This window comes from Candidatus Nomurabacteria bacterium (assembly GCA_023898465.1).
Taxonomy (GTDB): domain Bacteria; phylum Patescibacteriota; class Patescibacteriia; order HK-STAS-PATE-3; family HK-STAS-PATE-3; genus HK-STAS-PATE-3.
Map to the genome: position 1 here is coordinate 551,861 of CP060223.1, position 23,437 is coordinate 575,297.

Here is a 23,437-nt window from a genome sequence, read left to right on the forward strand (position 1 = left end):
CGTCCCCAGCTTAATCCTGCACTACCACTTTGGTTCCTATTGGCGCCCACTCATACACCCACTTTGCATTCGATTCTGAGATATTAATGCAGCCATGGCTCATAGGATGACCAAAGTTATTATGCCAATACGCGGTGTGCAGATAGTAATGTGGAGTGAAATTAAGATTCCACTTCACGTCCTTAATATCGTAGTTGTCCGGATGCTGCGGGCCGTAGGTCCACTCATAGTCCATGACCGGCACTTTGCGATAAATCGCGAACTCACCTTTTGGTGAAGGATAGCGCGCTACTCCGCTGGAGATGAGGAAGCTATTTTGGAGGACTCCATCGTCATAGGCATATAAGCGCTGCTCAGAAAGATCCACCACAATGCGTTTCCCTACCTGATCCACACTTGCAACGACCAAGCGATTTGGCCCAGTCACAATTTCGTCTTCACCATCTGCATCAATATCGCCAGCGGCAATGAAGAGGCCGCCACGGAAATCTCCACTATAGGCAAAGAAGTCGCGCAGGTATTCGCCCTGCGCAGTGAAGGCACGTACGTGTGGTCCACCGTTTCCATTGGCTGCTACGAGTAATTCATCGCGACCATCAAAATCTAAATCCGCTCCAGCAATATTTACCCCACCACGGAACGCTAGCGGAAAGGCGATGAACTCACTAATGATAGGGCGATCTGGTGCTACGTCATATACCTTCACCCAAGCATGGCCAAAGCGATGCAGCGCGAAAAGAATTTCGTCATCACCATCACCATTCACATCCGCAGTAGCCACACTTAACCCGCCGCGTTCGTATTTTGCAAATGGCCAAAAGTCCAGACCTTGATATTCACCATCAAGTGAAAAAAGTCTAGCTTGGTTTCCGCTATCAAAACCCGAAGCAGTAATAATCATACCAGTGCCGCTACCATTGAGATCGCCACAAGCAACAGTAACTCCGCCACGAAAAGCGCTGTCGTAGGCCATGAAGCTAGAAAGCTCCTCGCCTTCCATGGTGTAGACCTTCACATTTGGTCCGCCGCCGCGACGTGGACCGGTCACGATTTCTGCAATACCGTCATTATTCAAATCACAACTCGCCACGTAAATACCTTTTCGGAACGCATCCATATACGCATAGAAGCTGCTGAGCTTTACTCCCTCGCTCGTGAAGACTTGCACGTTTGGTCCGCCGCCTGGACCCGCTCCCACAATTATTTCATCTTTACCATCTCCGTTTACATCTCCAGTCGCTACGCTTGCTCCACCTTGAAAGGCTTCAGTGAAACCGTAAAACTGATTTACCTGACTAAAGTGCGTATCAAAAATTCTTATCTCAGGTGAAAGAGAGAGCTGCACTGCCTGAGCGCCTGAAACAAAAAACACCCCGAAGAGGAGCGTCGTTATGAGTAAGGTATACTTCTGAGCTAGAAAATACTTTTGCATTTGTTTGTCTTTCCAAAAGAAAAGGGAGAACGGGTGAGGAATCAATTTGGACTCGCTAGAAAGCTAGTAAACCCGAAGTGATTCCTCACCCGATAAGACTCTTTTTGTGTCTCTTTTTGTTTTTGGAAAGAGCCGACTGCATACATCATAGCACACTTTTCGCTTCTCGTCAACATATATCTTGAGTTCGCTGCTCCTTTTGCTACAATAGCAGCACTCAGCATTTACTCTCGACACTTCTATGAAGAAAAAAATTAAGAGCATTTTCTCTAAAGTACTATTTGGCGAGGAGGCTTCGGCCCACTGTGATGGACCTTGTGGAGTATACGATGGTGCCTCCGCGGAAATTGCCGCGCGAGCAGCAGTGAGCATGACTAAGAAGCTCCTTGAGCTCACAACGCCCACTCCGCAATCAAGTCCAGAAGATAAACTCAACTACCACCACACCGTTGCCCGCTATACACTGATCAAAGAGGAGCAAAGTGAAATTGCCAAGCGCGAACTTCTCATACTCTGGACTGATTTTTTCAAACCAGAGCATCTCGATGCTTTTCCTGATTTGCATGAGTTCATTTGGAAGCTTGCCAAACAGTGTTCATATGTGAAGCAGCACGTTGATCTCGAAGCAGCTGAAAAAATGCACGCTGATATCATGAAGCTGGCTGAGATGCATCATCAGGCCTCTCACCACTAAAATGCATTTTAATCTACCTCGACATATTGTTGTGCGAGGTGAAAGTATGCTGCCTGCGCTAAAGCCCGGGCAGCATTGCTTTGTGCTCCCCTACTACTTTAGCTCTCCAAAAATAAATGATGTGGTGCTGGCTCGCGATCCACGAAATAATGCCTTGATCATAAAACGCATCGCTGAAGTACAAAAAATGGGTGAACACAATTTGTATACACTGCATGGTGACAACGCTGCGAAAAGTACTGACAGTCGCCAGCTTGGTCAATGGGATAGGAAGAATATCCTAGGTAGAATTTTTGTCTAAGCGCTGCTTCTTATGTCTACCTTGCAGCACGATAACAAAGCCTATAGTGAAAGCTAACAAGACTCCTCCAGCAATACTGAGAATAAGCACTCCCCGGGCAATTTCTTCCGGGTCAGAAGCTTTTGCCGCAACACGAAATGAAAAAGTTTTTTCTACCAACTCGCCATCAGCGGCAATTACTTTTACATTCAGGTCATAGGTCCCGGGCAAGCTAAAGCGATAAAGGAAATCAGGACTATTCGCACTCATATTAACAGCTGCTAAAACGATGTCATCTTGAGAAAGACTAACCTGTACGTTCTGGGCTAACTGATCACGAATTTCTTCACCGTCCAAGACAAAAACAAACTTGGTGCTTTGCAGTATCATCACATCTTCTGCATCAGAACGTAGATCAAGCGTATGTGTCTGAGCAAAGACCAATTGTCCCCACAACAATCCGAGCATTAAACTGATAAGCAACAGTAGTCCCGGATATACACGGGTAAGAAAAAAAATATCTTGTCGACCTAATCTCATAATAATCTCTTTCACGCTAACGCTTTAACCAATCGTATGGGTGATCGATGTATTGCGATGCGGTAAAACCAAGCTTGCGACAAATACCCTCTACTCCAGCCTGATCTTTGCCTTGAATCTCTAAAAAGGTTCCCAGGTCATGTACGTGATCAATCGCCACCTCGACACCATCTTGTTTAAATAACTCGCGATGCTTTTCAATCTTTACCAAGTTTTCATCCTGCTTCACTTTGCCATCGCGATCTGCGGCACTAAGGTGCTCCTGCGTAAGCTTGAAAAGTGCACCTTCCTTTTCAATAAATTCATGAAGAGTGGTACGACCTGAGACGGTAATTTTCTCAGTTTTACCACTATCTCCACCAGACCCCAAATAGTAGTCGACTTCATCAACTTCAGTCCCATCTCCTAAGTCAAGCTTCTCCTTGATCATTGGAATAAAGGAGTCCTTGATGCGGATCATGATTTGGAAATAGGTCTCTGTCATAACATCCCTAGTATAGCATAAAACCGATAGCACTTGAACCCCGACTCAGTGCTACAGGTATATTCCTAACTTTGTGGAATACGCGCTTTTATTTTAGGACTTTGGAGCTCGCGCAACGCATCTAAGGCTATCCAGCGACCACTCTTACTTGGTGAATCTTTGAGGATTTTAGCAGTCTCAATAGCTAAGCTATGCAAAGTACGATTTCGTTTACCAATCTGACGCAGGGCCCAATTCACTGCTTTTTTCACAAAGTTACGCTCATCGCCTGATTGCGCAATGCAGGCCCGTAGGAAAGGCACGAATTGCCTGTCTTCTGCTGTTTTATGATGCCAAGCCAAAGCAGCCATGAGCGCAAACCCGGCTCGACGGACAAATTCTTCTTTACGCTTAGCCCATTGCAGAGCAATCGCAAATGCATATGGGGTCTTATCAAATAAACTCGCGCAGACCTGATCACACACGTCCCATGAATCAAAATCTTTTACCCAAGCATTCATCTGAGCTTTACTTACCCTACTCGGTTCATCGATGAAAGCAGCCAGAATACGTGCTTCATGTTTAGCGCTTTTCCAGAGAGCCAGCGCCAGGGCATGATCTTTGCCGTACTGCTTAGCGTATTTGCGTAACCAAACTACCGACACACCAAAAGCGCTTTGCGTTTTAATACCAAAGCGACTCATGCCGGCTCGATTCTTCGCGCTCCCCTGCTTCTTTAGATCTGATAATATTTTTTGTACTTGCGCTTGAGTAGACATATTCATATTGCGCGGCCGAAGAATTCATTTTCGGCGAAGATACATTCTTCGCCTACGGGAAGTTTATAACAATTTTTGTTGGCCGGGTTTGCGCTCTACCTCTCTGGCTGCTGCACGATACGCACAGTAGTCACAATCCTCGGCAGAGTCAGGTATATGTGAGCTGGATAAACAATCTTTTGCTTCTACCAGCACTTCGTCTACCCATCCATCATTTCCTTTGTATGGAATCACCTTCACATCAAACTCAAGCTTGGCATCAAAGGCCTTTGCATCAGTTTTACCATTGCAATAGACAAAGTAAGCGGTCGGAGAAACTTTAAAACCATTTTGACGCAGAAGCCATTGATACACTTCAACCTGCCGCTTATACCCAATCTGCCAATCAGCGTCTAATGAAACCTCGCCGTCTTTTGCCGTCGCCTTGTAATCAACCACGTGCAACTCATCTTTATCATTCACCCAGATGTCATCTACACCACCGGTTACCAGGAAACCACTTGGCACGTGATGAAAAGCAACTCCGCCTCGCAGCGCATCACGCCATTCATCCATTTTTGCATGGGCAAAAGGAATCGCTTTGATGCCATAGGCCGCTAACATGGGATGAGCAGTTTTTTTCACCCGATGCAGGTCAAATTCCTTTTTTAATAATGCATCAACTGCGGAGTTGAGATTAAAGGGAAATCCTGGTGGCTGTGCTACGCCTAATCGCCGATCAAGATAAAAACATCTTTGACAATTGAGAAAAAGGTCAATCTTTGATCGACTAAGTCGGAAAGGACGAGTACTTTTTGGATCGTAGAGATTAGATTTCCGACGCGGATTATAGTATTGACTCATGTAGTAAAAGCATAGCGTGAAAAGGGCCTCAAGGCAACCAATTCAAGTGGTAAAAGTAAAACGCCTGGCAAATAAGTATTCACCAGGCGTCTCATTCAGCTCAGCGGATGAGCCTCCAGGTAGGCATTGAGCTCCTGGATACCGCTCGCAACACGTCTCCCTTCATCAGGGGTGATTTCTTCTTCCTCCTCCAGTAGCGAGAGGAGTCCGGAGAGTGTGAAGAGGGAGTGGAGTTGAATTCCGTTCTTGGCCAAATCCCGCATCCCTCCGCCTTCCCGATCCACCACCACGAGACAGTCGGTCACTACCAGACCCTTCTCTCGCAGAGCCTGTGCTGCCTCTAGCTTGGAGTCAGCCGCTGTGACGACATCATCAAGCATGAGGCAAGCAGCACCAGCTTGCATGCTCCCATGCACGATCGAAGCAATCTTCCGCTTCCCTCCCGCCTCACCCTTCTCCATCCGAAGGAGTCGGTCAGCTGGCAAATCAGCTGAGAAGACAAAACTCTCAGCAAGCGGTTCCGCCGCCGTTGGCAAACCCACGACATGAAAGAAAGCCAGCTCCCTCCGCTGTGCACAGAGACGAAACTCACGGGCAATCTCTGTGATCAGCAGGGCGGTAAGCTCGCCCCGAGGTGCTACACGCAGGTTGATGTAGATTGGAGAAAGCGGAGCTTCGGGCAAACGATCGTGCACCTTCAGTCTGAATTCACCCGTCTGCACAATCCCCTTACGGTAGAGCTGCACCCCCAAACGCCTGAGTCTCGATTCCGTAGTCATCGCGCCTCCCCTCTTCTTGCCTGTAGAAAAAAGTGCAATAAATCGGCCTCACGCTAACATGAAGTTAATCCTTGGTCAACTAAAAACTACTATGGCCTTTGGTAATACCCTAGCAGCTGAGCCTGCGCCAATATATGTCCTTGCATTACCTGCTCTAAATCATCCTTGGTAGCACCCTCCTCCAAATCTAAAAAGGTATCTAGAGCATATAAGGTAAAAATATACCGATGTGTTCCATTTGGTGGACAGGGGCCGCCCCATTGCAAACGCTGAAAATCATTCGTGCCTTGTCGGGCATTAGGCGGAACACTATTTTCTACTATCTCATTGGTATCTGGTGAAATATCCCAAACTATCCAATGATCCCAAGTGCTTCCCGGCGCATCAGGGTCATCCATCACTAGCGCAAAACTGACCGTGCCGTCCGGAGTTTCACTAATATGCAAAGGTGGATTCACATCATCTCCATCGCATGTATACTGTGAAGGAATTTTTTCACCTTCTTGAAAGGCTGTACTCGTAAGTCGCATATCTCCCTCCTTGCTAGCATCTTTCTTGCTAGCTATGAAATAAAGAAGTACTGCGCCGCAAAAAAGAGCAATAACTATTATGAGACGAATACGCATGCATCCTCACTATACACCTGATGAGCGAACAAGCAAGCTATACATAGAGAAGATAAAGGGCGTGTAAAGTCAACTTGACGTGCTAAAAAGAAAGCAGTAGGCTAGCGCTATGGAAAAGGTATTGAATAAAGTGGCTGAGTACCGGCAGAAAAATGAAGAGACCCAAGAGGAACTTGCGGCAGCTGTTGGCGTCACCCGCCAAACGGTTATTGCTATTGAGCGAGGTAACTACACCCCTTCGGTTCGGCTTGCGTTAAAAATCGCCCAGCATTACAGTAAAAAGACTGATGATATTTTTTCACTCGACGAATAACGTATGAATACGCGCGCCACGCTTATCCTCGCCATAATCATTATTTTACTGAGTCTAGGCCTGCTTAATCCTTTTGATTGGTGGATGCCGAGTACCCTAGAAATGTCTTTCATCGTTATTTTAGCGCTGATCGGTTTTGCTTATGCTGCTTTTTTCTGGAAAGAGCGTCCGCGAGATGAGCGAGAAGAACATGTACAACGAAAAGCCGGACGCAGCGCCTTCTTAGCTGGCATCCTCATCGGTATTACAGGCATCATTGTACAAGGCCTGCAACATGCCTTAGATGCTTGGCTCATTGCCACCGTAGCCGTTATGTTGCTAGCAAAGATTATTGCAACACTCCAGCAGGAAAAATAATCAGCTTATAGCATAATTCGTCCAATAGCACCCAACATGCTTGCGTGCCGAACCCCCGCACCATGTTAGATGCGGGGAAAGGCATGTAAAGTCGACTTGACATATAAAAACTTGCCGTTTACACTAAGGGCAATTACTTTTAAACCCGGAGATCCCATGCTTAACATCAAAGATCAACGAGGCCTCAGCGGTCTAACCATTGCAGCGATAATCACCATTATTGCAGTTGCTTTGGGGTTAATTATTTATTTTACCAGCACAAATTCAAGCAACAGCAACGAAAACGAATCCATGATGCAAGATGAAAATACAAACGAAGCGATGATGGATGACCACATGGATGACAATACAAATGAGGCCATGGTGGACGACGAAGAACACATGATGGAAGACGACACAAACACCAATAGCGACGCCATGATGGAGGATGACGAGCATGCAATGGAAAAAGATGGCAGCGCAAACACTAACTCGGTTAGCGCCGCTCCTGGTCAATACATTGATTACACGCCAGCTGCTTTTGCTAGCGCCAGCGATGAAAAGCGTGTGCTTTTTTTTCACGCCACCTGGTGTCCAACCTGCAAAGCTGCGAACGAAGCATTTACATCGCGGCTTGATGAGATCCCTTCAGGAGTTGTCATTTTAAAAACTGATTACGATTCCCAAACTGCCTTAAAAAATAAGTACGACATCACCTACCAGCACACTTTTGTACAGGTCGATGCCGATGGAAATGAATTAGCAAAATGGAATGGTGGAGACGTTGACCTCTTAGCAAGGAAGCTGCAATAAATCCATGCTATTACTTATTGGATTTGCCTTTCTCGCCGGTGTCGTCACCGTCCTCTCACCCTGTATTCTGCCAATACTACCGGTTATCCTGACTGGATCAGTGACTGGCAGTAAACGGAGGCCGCTCGGAATTGTTCTCGGCTTTATTTTAAGCTTCAGCTTTTTTACACTTTTCCTGGCCACCATTGTGCAGTCTACTGGAATCTCAGCCGGGGCTTTACGGACCTTCTCAATTGTCGTGCTCTTCGGCTTTGGGGTTAGCCTCCTCTTCCCTCGAGTCCAAGTCTGGCTAGAGCAACTTTTCTCGCGCCTTTCTAGCCGAGCACCCCGTCAAGCAAATCGAACTGGCTTTTGGGGCGGCATCCTCATCGGACTTAGTATTGGCTTGCTATGGACGCCTTGTGTCGGCCCAATCTTGGCATCGGTTATTTCACTCGCGCTCACCGGCTCAGTAAGCAGCGGCGCCGCATTTATCACCCTAGCCTATGCTATCGGAACAGCTATTCCAATGCTGGCGATCATGTATGGCGGACGTCATCTCTTGCAGCGAGTGCCTTGGCTAATGCAAAACACCGGTCGCATCCAAAAGGCTTTTGGTGTGTTCATGATTATTACGGCAATTGGTATTTCAGCCAACCTTGATAGGAAATTTCAAACCTTTATTCTCGATACCTTCCCAAACTATGGCATTGGCTTAACTAAGATTGAGGACAACGAGCAAGTCCAGCAAGAATTAGATAAGCTTAATGCTGAGCCAAATGAAGATATCCAAGGCAAGCCTATGAACGAAGCAACCCAGAGCAAAAAAGAAGACACGCCCGCGCCTGAGCTCATCCCAGGCGGTGAATGGTTTAATTCCGATCCACTAAGCTTAAAAGAGCTGCGTGGTAAAGTGGTACTGGTTGATTTTTGGACCTACAGTTGCATTAATTGCCAGCGCACCCTCCCCTACCTCAGGGACTGGTGGGAGAAATACAAGGATGATGGACTGGTCATCATTGGCGTACACACACCTGAATTTGAATTTGAAAAAGATCCTGATAACGTGGCAAAAGCATTGCGGGATTACGAGATTGATTATCCGGTCATGCAGGATAACAACTTCGCTACCTGGTCAGCATATAAAAATCGCTATTGGCCCAGGAAGTATTTAGTCGATCAAAATGGTAACATCATCTATGATCACATTGGCGAAGGTGGCTATGAAGAAACTGAACGACAAATCCAAGAGGCATTACAAAACGCAGGCAAGTCAGTCAATGCAAGTATTAGCACCGAAACAACGGATACTGATTTCACCCAAATTGCTACACCGGAGCTTTATTTTGGCTCAGCTCGAAATCAATACCTCGGCAACGGTACTCAATTTCAAACTGGATCCCAAGAGCTCACTCTGCCGGATGATATGAAAAAAAATATGCTCTACCTAAGCGGAACTTGGAACTTCCAGGACGAGTACGCAACAAATTCAAATACGGCAAGTATTACACTTCCCTATCAAGCGAAGAATGTCTACATGGTGGCAGCAGCGGATAACGCTGTGCAGCTGCAACTCAAGTTGGATGGAGAAAACCTTAGCTCAACTCAAACAGGTGCAGATGTCGATAAAAACGGTCAGGTTACCATACAAGCCCACACCCTTTATCATCTCATTAGCACAGAAAACTACGGCAGCCATACACTGACGATTGAAATCCCAGCCGCTGGACTAGAGGCTTACACTTTTACCTTCGGGTAAAGTAGCTATACGGTTGTTTGCATTTTGCGCATTTCGTTACGGCGCAGAAGCAGGCTCACTACAAAAATTCCGAGGTAGAAAAAGAATCCATACACACAAGCTGGGAGGGATTCTGGCTTCTCCGCAGCCAACCACAATTCGTATACCGAGAGACTCAGTGCAAAAAGCGTGCCCACCAAACCTAACCAAACTAAAGCATTGGCGATACCTTTTGAACTTCCCTTCACCCAATAGATTGCGGATAAAATTCCAATAGCCACATACATGGCAAATCCATATACGCAGTTTGGTAAGCCAACAATATATACAGGGTTCACTCCGCAGCTAATAATGGTTTGACCACATCCGTTCGCAAACAAATTTACATAGCTTAAATAGCCTGACAAGAGACCGCCCAACACCACGAAAAGCAAAATCAAAGTTAAGGCCAACGAAGATTTCATATGTTTCAAAGTTAAGGAATCTTTAACACCTCGGCTTGCAGCGCGCGACAGTTTTTTAGACCGTGAGCCCGCTGCAAAACAAGTTTCAAAGAAATACTATTGCTGAGGCATCGAAGGCATGCTCGATGAACCTGACTTGCCTTTTGCTGGCAAGGTAACAAGCACGTACAACGCTGAGAGACCAACGAGGACGTAGACGATCTTGGAAACCACTGAGAGATCGCCAAAAATAGTTGCTACCAAATCAAATTCAAAAGCACCGTATAGACCCCAGTTAAGGCCACCAATGACGAGAAGGATCATTGCGATCCAATCCATTACATTCATTTTCATAACGTTACTCACCCCCTTTCTTGTTATGCTGTGAATAAGTATAGCACTGAATGAAAAATAGTGCTATATATTGGGATTTATTACTAGAATACAAAAACCCCGCTTTCACGGGGCTTTTGTTTAGTGCAATACAAATTACTGCCACACGGCTAAAATAGCCCCCATAACAAGGAGCTGAACCAGGTGATAGCCAGTGGTAATGGCAAAGTGGCCAAACTTCTTAAACTCAAATAAGTAGTTTGTACCAACAGTGGCAAAGACAAATCCTAGCCACATCCAAAAACCGGTAAGCAACCCATCTACCAATGTGGTAACTTTTACATACCCAATGACATGCGCAAGTACATAAGCTACAACTAAAGAAAGAATAAAGGCAAAGAACATTGATCTTGCCGGATTCCCCTCTTTAATTTGCTCCTCGGTTTTTCCTACAAAGCCCATCCAGGCCTTACCAAAAACGCTTCGTGCGTACCAAATACTACCAACCAACATGGATGAGGCACCAGCAACTAAAACCGCCCAATAATTAATAGCTACATCGAACACATAATCACCCCCTTTCAAAACTTGTGCATAGTATATACGATTGGGGTTTAGGCGTCATCTGCCGTTTGGGTAGTGCAGGGACAAGCAACCTTATCGAGTTGTAAGCGCTCGAGGATAGGCTCCGCTTCTTTATCTGTAGCCGGACGAGGCCTCGCATAGTCATCAATAATAACCGGTACGAAGTCTAAACCAGTGACACCCTCCTGGCTATCGATTTCGATATCAGCCAGCATCCCCTCCCTGGTTGGTTGTGACCACATTTGATCAAAAATAAAATTACCTAGACTGTAGAGAATATACTTCCCCTTATACGCTTCGATATTTTGCACCACATGAGGATGATGACCAATCACTAGCTCTGCTCCAGCGTCAATTGCTGCATGAGCGAAATCAATCTGCTGCTGTGTTGGCGTGTAAGTATATTCAATACCAGAGTGCATCGAAACAAACACATAGTCAGCCATCTCTTGCGCTCGCTGCACAGCGGACTGCATATTTGCTATGTCCATAAACGCAGTCCCAGGCTGCGTGTCGCTTGCGCCATAGCTGGCTGGAACTAAGGAGCTCCAGGTGTACGCAACGATGGCGATGGTAATTCCATTACGCGTCAGCAAGGCCGGCTGCTCCGCCTGATCTAAATCTTCGCCTGCCCCGGTCGAGGCGATCCCGGCTGCGTCCAGATAGCTTATCGTATCTAACAATCCATCATTTCCAAAGTTAGGACTGTGATTATTTGCCAAGGAAACTGCGGAAATATTTGCGTCAGCCATTAGCTCTTCAACCCCAGGGTTAGCCCGGAAGCTTAACTCTTCTGCTTCAATATGCCGACCGGCTGTAATAGGACACTCCAGGTTTGCGAACACTGCATCGGCCTGCTGTAAAATATCTTTCATGCCAGAGAAGGGATAGTCATTTCCCTTTTTCGCCATCTTATCTGCCACAGTACGAGAAAGCATAATATCCCCCACAGCATAGAGATGCATGCTTTGTGACGATTCTTCAGGCACCTCACTCAAGTCTGTTGAGGGCTCATAGACAAGCTGATCTTGTAGTGAAGCGTATACCCTCGGTGCTCGCCCGGCAATCTTATTTGCCACCTGAGCAATACAAAACCAACCTGCGCCTAAGACCAGGATGATAACAACTACGGGATAAAAGTAACGGGCAGACATACCCACACGATACCCTATTTTCCAAAAACGAGGAATAAGAAAGGCCTGCCGACACCGAAAGATGACGACAGGCCATAGTGGTCAACGAGGATTGACCGGCTGCTTGGGCGAAGACTTGGGCTTCGAAGAAGGCTTTTTGTCCACTCCATTGGACCGAGGCCTTCTCGACTTTCCGGTCCTTGTGGACGGCAGTCTGAAAGCTTCTTTCACTCGCCCCGCCGCCAATTCCAGCTTGCTGGGCTTGGCAGACGAGCTATTCACCTCGGGTGCTTGCTTGGCGTCAGCGAAGTTCTGTGCGACCTCGCCATGAGCTTGAGCTGAAACACCGGATGCCCGACGATTCTCATCGCGCACCCGATCGTAGATCTCTTCCCGGTGGACAGCGACATTCTTCGGCGCATCAACGCCAATCTTGACCTGTCCACCCTTCACATCCAGGATGATGATCTTGACCCGATCACCTACCCGGATATTCTCCCCCAACTTCCTTGTCAAAATGAGCATGACTCTTGTACTCCATTGCTTGGCTGTGTGGCCATCCTTGGTTTCTCGGGCGCCAAAAACGCCCTCCTGTTGCAAACGGAGATACTACGCGAGTCTCTCTATTTTGTCAACCATGCACCGAACCTGGTACGGAGTGAGTCCCACACCAAACTTGGTGTGGGGTCAACCACTCTAGAGACGGTCTATCTTAACGGCCAGAATAAAATCGTTTTCATGCAAACCGCGAATGGCATGAGTAAACAAGGTGAAATCGACTTTATTATAGTGAACGCAAAAGTCAGGGTGATGTCCTTCGGACTCGGCTAGCCCTTCAACCTTACGTAGGAATGCCATAGCAGCTCGGAAGTCGTCAAAAGTGAAACGCTTTTGCAGTGTCTTCATTTCCACACCATTCTTCTCTATTACTTTCACTTCCCAGTTAGAAAGCTGCGGGAGAAGCTGAGCTATCTCTTCATCAGTTGCCGGCGGTATACCGCCCTCGCATGGAACGCATTTCTTCGCTAGGAGCTCACTCATCTTTTTTCTCCACCACGATAGTGCATTCGGTCACCAATGCTGCTAAAGCACCAACTGCGGCAAAAACTGGCGCAATCACCGCGCCGACCGCTGCCCAGGTAACTGGAATTTCCAGCATGGTTTTATCATCTTGCCGTATGCTAATGCGACGAACATTGCCTTCGTGGATGAGTTCCTTGATCTTGCGAACAAGGTCCTCACCATTGACTTTAAATTCTTCAGTCATTGCTTTGTTCTCCAAATTGTTGCTTAAGAGTCTTGGTAGCTTGCGCTAAAGTGGATGTATAGGCCTCACCGGCTGCCACAACTGCACTTCGCCGTGCTTCGCTTAGCTGTTGTAGGTCATCGCTACTTGCTCGTAAATCACTAAGTGCAATTTGTAAAGTTCGCTTCGCAGCGGCAAAAGCATCAAGAAGTGTGCTCTTCACCGCGCTCGCATTTACACCACTAACACAATCAATTTTCGCTGCATCTAGAGCAACTGCAATTTCGCTTTTATACTCATCAGTTGCTGCGGCAGTAATGCTTTTACGTTCAGCCAATAAATCCTCAAGCCCTTTACGATATGTCGCCAACGCTGCATCAACGGCTGCACGACGAATCTCTATCGCGTCTTCAACATTTTGGATAAATGCTTCCACCGCTTGCTTCTGAATTTCCGTATTTGCCCTTGCACGTAAGCGAGTAAATTGTTGTAGACGATTTTTATCCCAGGTATCCCGATGCTCATCAAGCGATTGCTCGCGACTTTCCACCCGGGTATTCCAGCTTTGCTCACGACGATTTTGTACGAGGCTTACCGCATCCTCCTTAGCAGAGAAACGCTGGCTTTGCTGTACAAGTAAAGTATCAAGCCGCGTACATAGCGCTGATTCCACTTGCTCTTGTAATTCCGCGCTACGTGCGTTTGTAGCGTCAGCCACATTTCGCGCTTTATTTACCGCAGATCCGAAATTTACTTGAGCCAAAGCGAGTGTTGGCAAAACAGCTAACACGATTAGGGCAACTATTGAAATGCGATGCGTGGTGTAGCGCATATTAAGGCAAGTCACTTTCAGTATAAGCCTGACCTAAATCAGTCAACGCTTGTTCGTCCTCGCTCAAAAGAGCTGCGTCGTCGGTTTTTAACGTAGTCGTTTCCTCAACCTGTGCATCTGAGGCTAATGCGTTAGCAATACTATCAATATCATCGCTAGGCTCTGGTGGCACTGCTGAGAGCTCAGTGGTCTCAATATTTACATTTAATTGACCTGCAGTATTTGTACTATGTGGACTTGAGTTAGTATTATCCTCAGATACACTCTTTGACGAGCTAAAAAAATATACACCGCCAAAGGCAAGCGTTGCCAGAAAGAGTATGAGAATAATGAGGGTTGAAGCTCGCATAGCAAAAAGTAGCTAGCTACAGCATAGCAAACCTCAAGGTGAATGGAAACCTGGCCTAATAGGGCTGCACGTCTAGAGGAAGATCTGTCGCAGTCGGGACTGCATTACCTGCAACACTCTCATCATCATTCATCGGCACTACCAGGTAATAGGCAAATGAGGTAGCAGTATCAGCGTCGTCAATTGAACCAATAAAACGATAGGATGGCTCGTAAAGGCGCTTACCGTCTGTGGTCGGCGTCCAAACCTGCACGTACGCTGGCTCAACTGATTGCACAGCTATATTCTGGGTATGTACTTGAGCGTTTTCGTTCGGTTGAGCAACTTGATCACGCCCTGGTCCCCATTTATTATCCTGCAGCTCATCCCAGGCCTGTGAAGCGCTCTTAGCAAAAATCTTCTGATCTGATTCCTGTAAAAGCACTGGAATAACTGGGCCGGTAACATTTATCACTTTTGCCTCTGCGCCAAATTCAATTGTCACATAACGAATCAATTCACCACTCTGATCGATGACTGGTACGCCATTTATTTCTTGGGTGTAATACACGGAGATAAAGGGCGTGTTCTCTGTCGCATTGGCAACATAAGGACCTACTGCGTCGGCTGGCAAAAGATTTCTCGACTTTAGGTAGTCTTCAGCTAGCTGCTTAGCCTCGTCTGCTGTTGGGACTGCGCTCTGATGCGTTGACAACCAATCTGCGCTTGAGAGTAAGGAATACCAATAGCGATTATCCTGAGCATAGGCATAAAGCTGATACGCATTTGGATCGCTCAATACAGTGGCGTCTGGCGGAGTTAAGGTATCTCCACTATTCTCTACGCTAGGAGTAACCACGCCGGCCTCAAAAGAAACGTTATCTTCATCAAAGACGGTAGAGCGAATAGTATCAGCTAAACCGAATTGCTGCGCGATGGCAGTAAAATCTTCTTCTGTAACATTTCTAACGTTTTCAGAGTAAGTGCTTTGCTCTGATGTCTCCTGATCAAGAGTATTCCCATTCCAAGTATATGCATATTGCCAAACACTGAGCTGCGAAGTTTCTAAGCTAGGATTCACTGCATCAGATTCACCTAAAGTTATGCCCTGACTTGAATCGGTGTCTTGATATTTTGGTGCGCCAAAGAGCATCGCGCCAGTAACCGCTAAAGCGATTAACGCGAGTCCGCCAAAGTATGGCGCCCATCGAGGCCATTGACGAGCAACCGGCAAAGCAGCTTTGATTGGAGCCGATGGTAAACTAGGTGTTGTTTGTGCCTGTGGTAAAATTTTTGCAGCCGAAACTTGTCGAGATTTGGCTCGAGGCTTTTTCTGGCTAGGTTTTTTCACGCTGGTTGTTTTTCGAGCTGCTTTTGCTGTTGTCTTCTTCGTTCGTTTTTGTGTTACAGGCATGGAATACTGCAAAAATTAATTATTCGTAGCGAAGTGCGTCGATTGGATTTAGTCGGGCGGCTCGGATAGCCGGAGCAACTCCGAATATCACGCCAATAAGTACCGAGAAGGCTATTCCGATAAAGGCGATCCTGATGTCCAGGAATGTGCTCAAGCCCAGCTTGGCTTGAATAAATATCCCGGCAATGATCGACAAGCCTATACCTATCAATGCACCAACAATGCTTAATATTACCGATTCTATGAGAAATTGTAAAAGGATGTTTGCTCCTGAAGCGCCAATCGCCTTTCGTAGGCCGATTTCCTTTGTTCGCTCAGTCACTGACACGAGCATAATATTCATAATGCCAATTCCTCCGACGATCAGTGAAATAGCAGCAATGCCCGCTACCGCGCCAGTGAGAATGCCGAAAAACTGATCAAACAAATCAAGAATATCGTCTGCGGTTAAGACTGAAAAATCTTTCACTCCTTTGTGATTGGCAAGTAGCTTTTCTTGAATAGCATCAACACCAGGTTGCACTTGCTCGGTTTTATCAAAGCGAGCAACAATTCGGAAAATGTTTAAGGTATCAAGCACGTCCTCAGCTGTAGAGACCGGAATGAGAATTGATTCATTGAAGTTAGGAACCTTGCCGAGTACGCCATTAGACTCACCGCTAAACAATTCTGAAGAGCTCGCGTAAGTACCAACAATCGTAAATTTCTCGTCGAGAAGCATAAAATCCTGACCTAGTGCGCCATCTGGGAAATACATATCCGCAAAATCACTTCCCACGATCGCCACCCTAGCGCTGTCAGTCATTTCACTACTAGAAAAACCTCGACCATTCACGAAGTTAAACTCAAGCAAGGTATCAATGTCCGAAGTCGTTGCCATAATCAAGGGTTGGAATGGCGTATCCTCATTAATACTTACCGCTCCAGGAACGATCATCATGGGTGCTACAACACTCGCCCCATCAATCGTACGTATGCTGGCAACATCCTCGAGACTAAGGGAAGAGAGACTGGCAAAACTGGTAATCGCTCCCCCGCCTTCCTCTCCACCGAGGTCACCTGAAATGACTGCGGCAATATTTGCACCAAAATCAGAAATTGAGCTTTCAAATTCCTTCTGCACACCGGTACCGATGCTTACCAGAGTTACCACCGAAAAAACACCGATGACTATGCCAAGCATGGTTAAGAAGCTACGTAAGCGACTGTTCCAGATAGCACTTAGGGCTAATCGTAAATTCTCCCAAATGAGATTAAGCATCGCGCACCTCCCCATCACGGATAAGTATTCTACGCTGAGCGTAGGCCGCCACTTCATCATCATGAGTAACCATTACAAGGGTTCGGCCCTGTGCATGCAGCTTGGCAAAGAGGTTCATAATATCTACACCGGTTTTAGAATCCAAATTACCAGTTGGCTCATCGGCAAAAATAACTTTAGGGTCATTCACAAGCGCCCGCGCAATCGCAACGCGTTGCATCTCTCCGCCTGATAACTGACGCGGTGCATGATGCGCCCGATCAACCAAGCCAACCTGCTCGAGGATCTCCATTACCTTTTCTTTGCGATTCTTTTTCCGACTATAGGTTAAAGGTAGCTCCACATTTTTCATCGCACTATAGCGAGGTAAGAGATTAAAACTCTGGAATACGAAACCGATTTCCTCTAAGCGAATCTTGGCTAAGGCGTTTGAGCCTAAGCCCTGGATTAAACGTCCATCAAAATGGTATTCCCCACTGCTTGGTAAATCCAAACAACCTAGGATATTTAAAAGCGACGACTTACCTGACCCAGAGGGTCCCATAATGGCGACAAACTCCCCTTTGGCGACCGATAGATTTACACTGTGCAGAACCTCAAGTGAGTGATCACCTAACTGATACGCCTTAACTACATTTTTTAACTCAAGTAGTGCCATAACTTATTCCAAAATTCGACTTAAGACTACACCAATAAGGTAAGCTGATCCAGAAGCAATTGCGCCGACCGCTAACATCTCTAAGCCACCCTTCCAAAACGTGATGGTGGAAATTTTTGATCGAAAGGCGCCAGTAAAAAACATGGTTAATCCGGTCAGCACCATAGAGGCAGTGAAGGCAAACATACCAGCATAGCCAAAGAGGAAAGGAAGTAGAGGAACGAAACCAGCCAGCGCAAAAGCAATAAAAGTGGCTAGACCGTGTTTAGCTGGATGGTAATCATCGTCTTTAAAAATACCTAATTCCTCTTTCATCATTATTTCAATCCATATCTCACGATTGCTGCACACGGTAGCAACCGCGTTATCAAGTGCCTGACCCTGAAATCCCCAATGCGCAAAAATCTCCTTGATCTCGTGTTGCTCAATTTCAGGAAAGTTATCAATTTCCCAGTTCTCTTTTTCGTGCTGCTTTTTTTCGTATTCACCCTCTGAGCGTTTACCTAAGTAATTACCTAAGCCCATTGATAAGCCATCACCGAGAAGATTGGCCGCACCAATGATGATAATTACCGTAGCAGCTAAATCGGCGCCCGCGGCACCAGCCACTACTGCAAAAGTCGTGACGAGACCATCGCTGGCTCCAAATACAATATCAGCCAGGTAGCGCCCTGTAGCTCGCTGGTGAAAAACATCCTCTACCTGATGGTGGGTATAATTTTCCGGTAAGTTTAGCACCTGCTTCTTACGCTGCAGCGCTTCTTCTAGCTCTTTAGGAAATGTGTTTGGGATATTTTTCATAGCAGGCACGTAGCACTATAACGCGTACAGGCTAAGCTAGCAATATCTTGATTATTGGCACAATACTGTCGGCACCCCGCCTTGCAGCTCAGTTAAACAACCAGCCACTCGGGCGCGGGTAGTGCAATGGGCAGTCACGTTTTGCAAATCATCATCAGTTCTATCCCCTTGCGGAATATCGCCTTCTTGCACGATGCAACGACCGATGCAATCACCGCTGTCACTGCACTCATTACCGCCGTCCTCAGCCCAGAGAGAGCACCCATCAGGAATAGTGGTACCACTCGGTCCCCATAGCCCGTCAAAAGCCAAGCACGCGCTCTGCGTTGAGGGCAGACAAAATCCATCTTGCCAAATCCATTCGCCTTCGGCTACTTCACAGGCACTCTGACTCTGCGGTGCGTCAGCGCTTGTCTTTGGTGCTGGTGGCGCTACCGTTTCAGGAATCTCTTGCTCTGGCTGTAAGGCGAAGTTGTTGTTTGAGGAGTTTACCGCATTAGTATTTTGCAGAAGCGCTGGGGCATTTTCATTTACTACAGTCTCATTTGCATTATACAGCTTCCATAAAATCCCCAAACCAACCACTAAGATAAAAATACTGACGATAAGTAGGGGGCCGCTTAGATTTTTATGGCGCGGACGAAACATATTATTCTTGATCTACTTTCTTCTTCATTTGTTTCACCGTATTCTCCATTTCCCCTAAGCGTTTCTTCAACTCTTTAGCCAGGGTGAGGCCCCGCTCAAATAGCTGCATTGCTTCGTCTAAATCTAAATCGCTTGATTCGAAACGGTCGGTAATTTTTTGTAGCTCCTGAAATGATGATTGGAAGCTTATTTTTTTCTGTGATCGTTTTGTAGTCATGTGTGTGAAGTGTTAACCGTTGAGTCAATATTTCCTTGATGAACTTGGGTGCGAATGCGCTGTCCCTTTTGAATACCTTTTGCATTGCGGATGACTGCGCCTGTTTTAGCATCGCGAGTAATGCTATATCCCCGATCCAAAGTCGACTGCGGGGATAAGGATATGAGTAGCTGCTCGCTATGCTCTACACGCTGCCGCCAAGAAGTAAGCATATTCATAAAGCCCTGTTCTTGTTGCGAGGCTAAATGACTTAACTCTTGATCAGCTTGTGAAAGTGCTAAAGAGAAGCGGCGAAAGCTTGAGGTAAAGACTTGCAAAAGATTGCGCAATTCCTCGGTCTGCACTTGGGAACGATCAAGTATGCTTTGGATTGCTTCTTGGATTCGCGCTTCTTGTGCACGCAAGAGTGCCGTATATCGCACATCTATAGTATCAAGCATTGCATCAAGTGCAAAGTTGATTTCTCGTCGATCTGGCACAGCCAACTCCGCCGCGTTTGAAGGTGTAGCCGCTCTTTTATCAGCTACTAAATCGGCGATAGTCCAATCGCGCTCATGACCTACTCCACAGATTACCGGCACCTCGCTGGCGAAAACAGCTCGAGCAACCTGTTCATCATTAAAGGCGTGGAGGTCCTCGATTGAGCCTCCTCCTCGAGTCAAAATAATCACATCGGGTTTGAGACTTTGCATACCTCGCAGAGCAGCCACGATGTGATTTGCTGAGCCCGTCCCCTGTACTGGCACTGGGGCGAAGTGAATATCTGCGCCACCCCAACGATTACCTAGCACACGCAGGACATCATTATAGGCTGCGGCATCAGGAGAGGTAATCAGCCCGATGCTCTCAGGGAAACGTGGCAGCGCCCGCTTCCGTGCCTCGCTAAAAAGTCCTTCACCTTCCAGCTTGGCTTTTAACTTTTCCAGGGCTTGTTGTATTGCCCCAGCGCCCACCGGCCGGATTTCCATAACCTTGAAATGAAAACTACCACGACGTTGAAAAAGGGAGGGATAGCCAACCACCTGCACTTCCATGCCATTCTCAATCGGCACATTCATTTCCCAGGTCATCGCGAAACAGAGCACCGCGCTCTTGGCATCCTTAATTTCAAAGTAGACTAAATTACCCTTTGGCTCACGATAGGCCGTCACCTCACCCTGGACAGTGACCACGCCGACTGCTTGTTTCAAAAGCTCGCGAACGCCCTGGACCAGCTCGTGGACTGAGTAGATTCGTTGAGCGTTTTTTATGCGCATCTCAGGCATAGGGGTAGTATAGCATTTTGGATAAGAAAAACCGCGCCATCCTCCTTCGCATAAAGCGATGGTCGATAACGCGGTCTGCACGAGCTCAAAGGCGAGCTAGCCACATGGCGGACGCTCGACCAGTAGACTGGCCAAAGCGACCTGTTCGCCCCAACTCAACCAAGTCGGCATAATAACCGCTTGGCGTTCCCAATGGGTACCGGCGCAGTCTTCCTGAACAGGAAGAGACTGAAGATAGTTCAGGATAGCCCTAGCCTTGTCCTCAGCCGACTGTCTCGTGTTCAGAATCTCACCGATGCGATCCATCGAAAGACCAAGGAAGCCTGGCCCAGACAGATTGATGAAAAACACCGTGGGCCGATTCTCAGGTTCCCGACCGAAGTAGACGTTGTCTTGCATCCCCGGATCTTGAATATCCAAGAGAGCGAAGTTGACATCGCCACGAACATCGAAGACGCCGTCTGTGATCACTTCGTCACCTTGACATCGACGACCTTGGTCAACGTAATCCACTCTACCCAGGTAGCCTACCACCCTCACGTTGATGAGGCTGGAGAACTGGATCTCGTCCGAAACCATGCCGATGAGGTGGTCCGGTTGGTTACGATACAGCGCCTGATCAGCCATGTCTTTGATCAAGGCCTGACGCTTATCGCGATTCCAGTCCGTATGTACGAACACGGGTCCGGTTGCATCGACGAGCGTCGGTCGTTCTTGCGAAGACTCGGGTGGCGTTGGCTCTTTCCCACCACAAGCAAAGTTGCTGAAGGACAGGGCCAACAGTGTAACCAAAGAAAAAATCCACGAACGCATCAGATACCCCCAGTTATTGGAACTCTTGTAAGTGATTCCACTCTCGCAGAATCGTGAAATGAGCCTGTTTCTGCCGCGAAAACATCCGGCATGAAACACCGTAACCTAGCATCTGCAGGTGATTTTGTCAACCATTAGCCCCAGGCGAAAATGGTCATCTTCGCCTGGGGTATACATATTTTGCAAAAGTAAAGACGCGATGCCCTCTCCATCGCGTCTGTATAGCTCTTCATCCGGATCTTCCGGGAAATCACAGCTAGGATTAATATGCGTCTTCCAAACGATCAATCGATGCTCCTGATTCGGTAAGACCTGGACCACTCCCTCATACATCTCACCGGGATAAATCGGTTGACAGCAACGATCGCACCAATGCGCAACTTGAGCAACGCTATGATAAGAGCGTAGGCAAATCATTACTCCCTCCTTCTTGCCTATCTCACTATAATGCGAAAACTAACTGTCTCGCAAGCGCAGTCTACCCTTTACCCTTTCCACAATCCTTTCTTTGCCCAAAGCATCCAGCGCGGTGGTGAAGCGCGTACGTTCAGCTTTTGGGTATGATTTTTGTATGTGTCGAAAAAGCTGCGCCGCACTCATCGCTTCAACAGTTAGTAGGGCGACGATACGACCGCGATAAAAACGACTTGAGTCGTGGAAGGGACTGGCCGGGCGCTTTGTGCGCGGTAAAGCTTTTCCCTGCTGACGTAACTTCTGAATCTGGGGAAAGGCCTGACAGGTATTGCGTAGCGGGCAGGTTTCGCATAAGGGATCACGCGCGATACAAACAGTAGCACCAAAATCCATCATAGCATGTCCCCATTTCCAAGCTTGGGTGGACGGGAGCACCGAGGCAGCTAAGACTGCCATTTCCTTTGTGCTCAATTTTGGCTGCGTGTCTAAGCCGACAAAAAAACGAGTCAACACACGCTCAACATTCGTATCAACCATTGCTACGGATATCTCAAAGGCAAAGGCAGCAACCGCTCGAGCAGTATAGGGCCCGATACCCGGTAGCGCTTCAAGCAACTCCACATCGGCCGGAAACTTACCTTTGTATTCACGGACTAGCTCCTGCGCGCTTCGTTGTAAGTTTATAGCGCGACGATTATAACCCAAGCCTGACCATTGCCGTAGAACACTTGAACGAGGAGCTGCAGCCAAGGCGCGTACCGTAGGAAATTCTTGTAAGAAAGCAAAGTAGCGCGGAATCACCCGACTGACCTGCGTTTGCTGCAACATAATTTCAGAGACGAGTATGCGATAAGGGTCACGAGTTTTCCGCCATGGTAAATCGCGCTGATGGGCCGCGAACCATGCTAAAATTCGTTGTTGAAATTTCTTTCGCCGGGTTGTGCTGGGTAGCTTCATCGCGCCCAGTATAGCATGAATAAAGACCCAGAATTATACATCTATAGATCCTAAAAGTTGACAGAAAGCATAAAGTGTTTTTAGCTCTGCATACAGTTCTTTATCCAACCGTCCAGAAGGAGTTGCCTATGTGTACGACTCTGGAACAGCCTTCCGCGATTTCAGTCACAGTCAATTGCACCTTCCAGCTTGAGCCGCCTGAGTCGCTTCCAAGGGAATGTGTGCAACAAGGCCTGGTACTCAGATACACCATCAGCATCGACTCGGCACCGGGAAATCTCAAAGATGGATCTCAAGTTCATCTCAAAGACCTGCCGCCCGAGCATCGCCAGTTCTGGGATGAGGTCGAGCGCGAGATCGAGGCCTTCCTGGGGCGAATCAAACCCGCTCTACCAGGCTGGATAGTGAACCACATCTCCTGCTTCGTGCACGACCAGGATGCGTCTCCTAGCGTGATCACCAATCGGAATCTTC

The 23,437-nt window shown here is 47.3% G+C and carries 31 protein-coding genes; 6 read left to right on the top strand and 25 right to left on the bottom strand.

All coding sequences use genetic code 11. From position 1 onward, the window contains the following. Positions 1-10: 10 nt before the first annotated feature. A complete protein-coding gene (locus H6760_02695) occupies positions 11-1,432 on the bottom strand; it encodes a L,D-transpeptidase family protein (GenBank protein USN53062.1) in 1,422 nt (473 codons plus the stop codon). 241 nt (positions 1,433-1,673) lie between these two features. Here H6760_02695 and sodN point away from each other — a divergent pair, with 241 nt between their 5' ends. Both sodN and H6760_02705 read left to right on the top strand, forming a co-directional pair. After that, on the top strand, positions 1,674-2,126 hold the full coding sequence (gene sodN, locus H6760_02700) for a superoxide dismutase, Ni (protein USN53063.1): 453 nt from the start codon (positions 1,674-1,676) through the stop codon (positions 2,124-2,126). A 1-nt stretch (position 2,127) separates the two neighbouring features. Further along, positions 2,128-2,427: a S26 family signal peptidase gene (locus tag H6760_02705; protein ID USN53064.1), complete on the top strand. Its 300-nt coding sequence runs from the start codon at positions 2,128-2,130 to the stop codon at positions 2,425-2,427. Here H6760_02705 and H6760_02710 read toward each other — a convergent pair. From H6760_02710 to H6760_02735, 6 genes are all read right to left on the bottom strand, one after another. Then, entirely contained in the window at positions 2,407-2,946 is a 540-nt protein-coding gene (locus H6760_02710) for a hypothetical protein (protein USN53065.1), read from the bottom strand. The two genes, H6760_02705 and H6760_02710, sit on opposite strands and share 21 nt — an antisense overlap. A 16-nt stretch (positions 2,947-2,962) precedes the next feature. Further along, positions 2,963-3,430, bottom strand: a complete 468-nt coding sequence (locus H6760_02715; GenBank protein ID USN53066.1) for a hypothetical protein — start codon at positions 3,428-3,430, stop codon at positions 2,963-2,965. Positions 3,431-3,495: 65 nt separating this feature from the next. Further along, complete coding sequence (locus tag H6760_02720; GenBank protein ID USN53067.1) at positions 3,496-4,188, bottom strand: DNA alkylation repair protein; 693 nt, start codon at positions 4,186-4,188, stop codon at positions 3,496-3,498. 63 nt (positions 4,189-4,251) lie between these two features. Beyond that, entirely contained in the window at positions 4,252-5,031 is a 780-nt protein-coding gene (locus H6760_02725) for a PD-(D/E)XK nuclease family protein (GenBank protein ID USN53068.1), read from the bottom strand. A 95-nt stretch (positions 5,032-5,126) separates the two neighbouring features. Beyond that, positions 5,127-5,783, bottom strand: coding sequence for a hypothetical protein (locus H6760_02730; protein USN53069.1), 657 nt, complete (start codon positions 5,781-5,783; stop codon positions 5,127-5,129). 116 nt (positions 5,784-5,899) lie between these two features. Then, positions 5,900-6,436, bottom strand: coding sequence for a YbhB/YbcL family Raf kinase inhibitor-like protein (locus tag H6760_02735; protein USN53070.1), 537 nt, complete (start codon positions 6,434-6,436; stop codon positions 5,900-5,902). A 109-nt stretch (positions 6,437-6,545) separates the two neighbouring features. Between H6760_02735 and H6760_02740 the strand changes: the two genes are divergently transcribed. From H6760_02740 to H6760_02755, 4 genes are all read left to right on the top strand, one after another. Then, a complete protein-coding gene (locus tag H6760_02740; protein ID USN53071.1) occupies positions 6,546-6,749 on the top strand; it encodes a helix-turn-helix transcriptional regulator in 204 nt (67 codons plus the stop codon). 3 nt (positions 6,750-6,752) lie between these two features. Then, positions 6,753-7,106 (top strand): hypothetical protein, encoded by a 354-nt coding sequence (locus H6760_02745; GenBank protein USN53072.1) that lies wholly within the window; start codon positions 6,753-6,755, stop codon positions 7,104-7,106. A gap of 156 nt (positions 7,107-7,262) precedes the next feature. Then, positions 7,263-7,898, top strand: coding sequence for a thioredoxin family protein (locus H6760_02750; protein USN53073.1), 636 nt, complete (start codon positions 7,263-7,265; stop codon positions 7,896-7,898). Between the two features lie 4 nt (positions 7,899-7,902). Continuing rightward, entirely contained in the window at positions 7,903-9,636 is a 1,734-nt protein-coding gene (locus H6760_02755) for a cytochrome c biogenesis protein DipZ (GenBank protein USN53074.1), read from the top strand. A gap of 5 nt (positions 9,637-9,641) precedes the next feature. Here the strand turns inward: H6760_02755 and H6760_02760 are convergent, their stop codons facing one another. From H6760_02760 to H6760_02845, 18 genes are all read right to left on the bottom strand, one after another. After that, entirely contained in the window at positions 9,642-10,079 is a 438-nt protein-coding gene (locus H6760_02760) for a hypothetical protein (protein USN53075.1), read from the bottom strand. Positions 10,080-10,175: 96 nt separating this feature from the next. After that, a complete protein-coding gene (locus H6760_02765) occupies positions 10,176-10,412 on the bottom strand; it encodes a DUF378 domain-containing protein (GenBank protein ID USN53076.1) in 237 nt (78 codons plus the stop codon). Between the two features lie 135 nt (positions 10,413-10,547). Next, entirely contained in the window at positions 10,548-10,976 is a 429-nt protein-coding gene (locus tag H6760_02770; protein ID USN53077.1) for a DUF1761 domain-containing protein, read from the bottom strand. Positions 10,977-11,005: 29 nt separating this feature from the next. Beyond that, positions 11,006-12,130, bottom strand: a complete 1,125-nt coding sequence (locus H6760_02775) for a CapA family protein (protein ID USN53078.1) — start codon at positions 12,128-12,130, stop codon at positions 11,006-11,008. An 81-nt stretch (positions 12,131-12,211) separates the two neighbouring features. Next, positions 12,212-12,634: a carbon storage regulator CsrA gene (gene csrA / locus H6760_02780; protein ID USN53079.1), complete on the bottom strand. Its 423-nt coding sequence runs from the start codon at positions 12,632-12,634 to the stop codon at positions 12,212-12,214. Between the two features lie 171 nt (positions 12,635-12,805). After that, the gene (locus H6760_02785; protein USN53080.1) at positions 12,806-13,150 is read right to left on the bottom strand and encodes a 4a-hydroxytetrahydrobiopterin dehydratase; all 345 of its coding nucleotides are present in this window, start codon (positions 13,148-13,150) and stop codon (positions 12,806-12,808) included. Further along, positions 13,143-13,376, bottom strand: coding sequence for a DUF4342 domain-containing protein (locus H6760_02790; protein USN53081.1), 234 nt, complete (start codon positions 13,374-13,376; stop codon positions 13,143-13,145). Before H6760_02790 ends, H6760_02785 begins: the two co-directional genes overlap by 8 nt. Further along, entirely contained in the window at positions 13,369-14,187 is an 819-nt protein-coding gene (locus tag H6760_02795) for a hypothetical protein (protein ID USN53082.1), read from the bottom strand. The genes H6760_02790 and H6760_02795 overlap by 8 nt, the downstream gene beginning before the upstream one ends. 1 nt (position 14,188) lies before the next feature. After that, positions 14,189-14,536, bottom strand: coding sequence for a hypothetical protein (locus H6760_02800; protein USN53083.1), 348 nt, complete (start codon positions 14,534-14,536; stop codon positions 14,189-14,191). 55 nt (positions 14,537-14,591) lie between these two features. Continuing rightward, a complete protein-coding gene (locus H6760_02805; protein ID USN53084.1) occupies positions 14,592-15,929 on the bottom strand; it encodes a hypothetical protein in 1,338 nt (445 codons plus the stop codon). A 19-nt stretch (positions 15,930-15,948) separates the two neighbouring features. Further along, positions 15,949-17,190, bottom strand: a complete 1,242-nt coding sequence (locus H6760_02810) for an ABC transporter permease (GenBank protein ID USN53085.1) — start codon at positions 17,188-17,190, stop codon at positions 15,949-15,951. After that, positions 17,183-17,848 (bottom strand): ABC transporter ATP-binding protein, encoded by a 666-nt coding sequence (locus H6760_02815; GenBank protein ID USN53086.1) that lies wholly within the window; start codon positions 17,846-17,848, stop codon positions 17,183-17,185. Before H6760_02815 ends, H6760_02810 begins: the two co-directional genes overlap by 8 nt. Positions 17,849-17,851: 3 nt before the next feature. After that, positions 17,852-18,649 (bottom strand): VIT1/CCC1 transporter family protein, encoded by a 798-nt coding sequence (locus H6760_02820; protein USN53087.1) that lies wholly within the window; start codon positions 18,647-18,649, stop codon positions 17,852-17,854. A 51-nt stretch (positions 18,650-18,700) separates the two neighbouring features. Then, positions 18,701-19,297 carry a hypothetical protein gene (locus tag H6760_02825; protein USN53088.1) on the bottom strand — a complete coding sequence of 199 codons (597 nt, stop codon included), beginning with the start codon at positions 19,295-19,297 and terminating at the stop codon, positions 18,701-18,703. A 1-nt stretch (position 19,298) separates the two neighbouring features. Beyond that, positions 19,299-19,514: an exodeoxyribonuclease VII small subunit gene (xseB, locus tag H6760_02830; protein USN53089.1), complete on the bottom strand. Its 216-nt coding sequence runs from the start codon at positions 19,512-19,514 to the stop codon at positions 19,299-19,301. After that, positions 19,511-20,779: an exodeoxyribonuclease VII large subunit gene (gene xseA / locus H6760_02835; GenBank protein ID USN53090.1), complete on the bottom strand. Its 1,269-nt coding sequence runs from the start codon at positions 20,777-20,779 to the stop codon at positions 19,511-19,513. The genes xseB and xseA overlap by 4 nt, the downstream gene beginning before the upstream one ends. Before the next feature lie 96 nt (positions 20,780-20,875). After that, positions 20,876-21,592, bottom strand: coding sequence for a hypothetical protein (locus tag H6760_02840; GenBank protein USN53091.1), 717 nt, complete (start codon positions 21,590-21,592; stop codon positions 20,876-20,878). A 456-nt stretch (positions 21,593-22,048) separates the two neighbouring features. After that, positions 22,049-22,963 (bottom strand): A/G-specific adenine glycosylase, encoded by a 915-nt coding sequence (locus tag H6760_02845; GenBank protein USN53092.1) that lies wholly within the window; start codon positions 22,961-22,963, stop codon positions 22,049-22,051. Positions 22,964-23,437 lie beyond the last annotated feature (474 nt).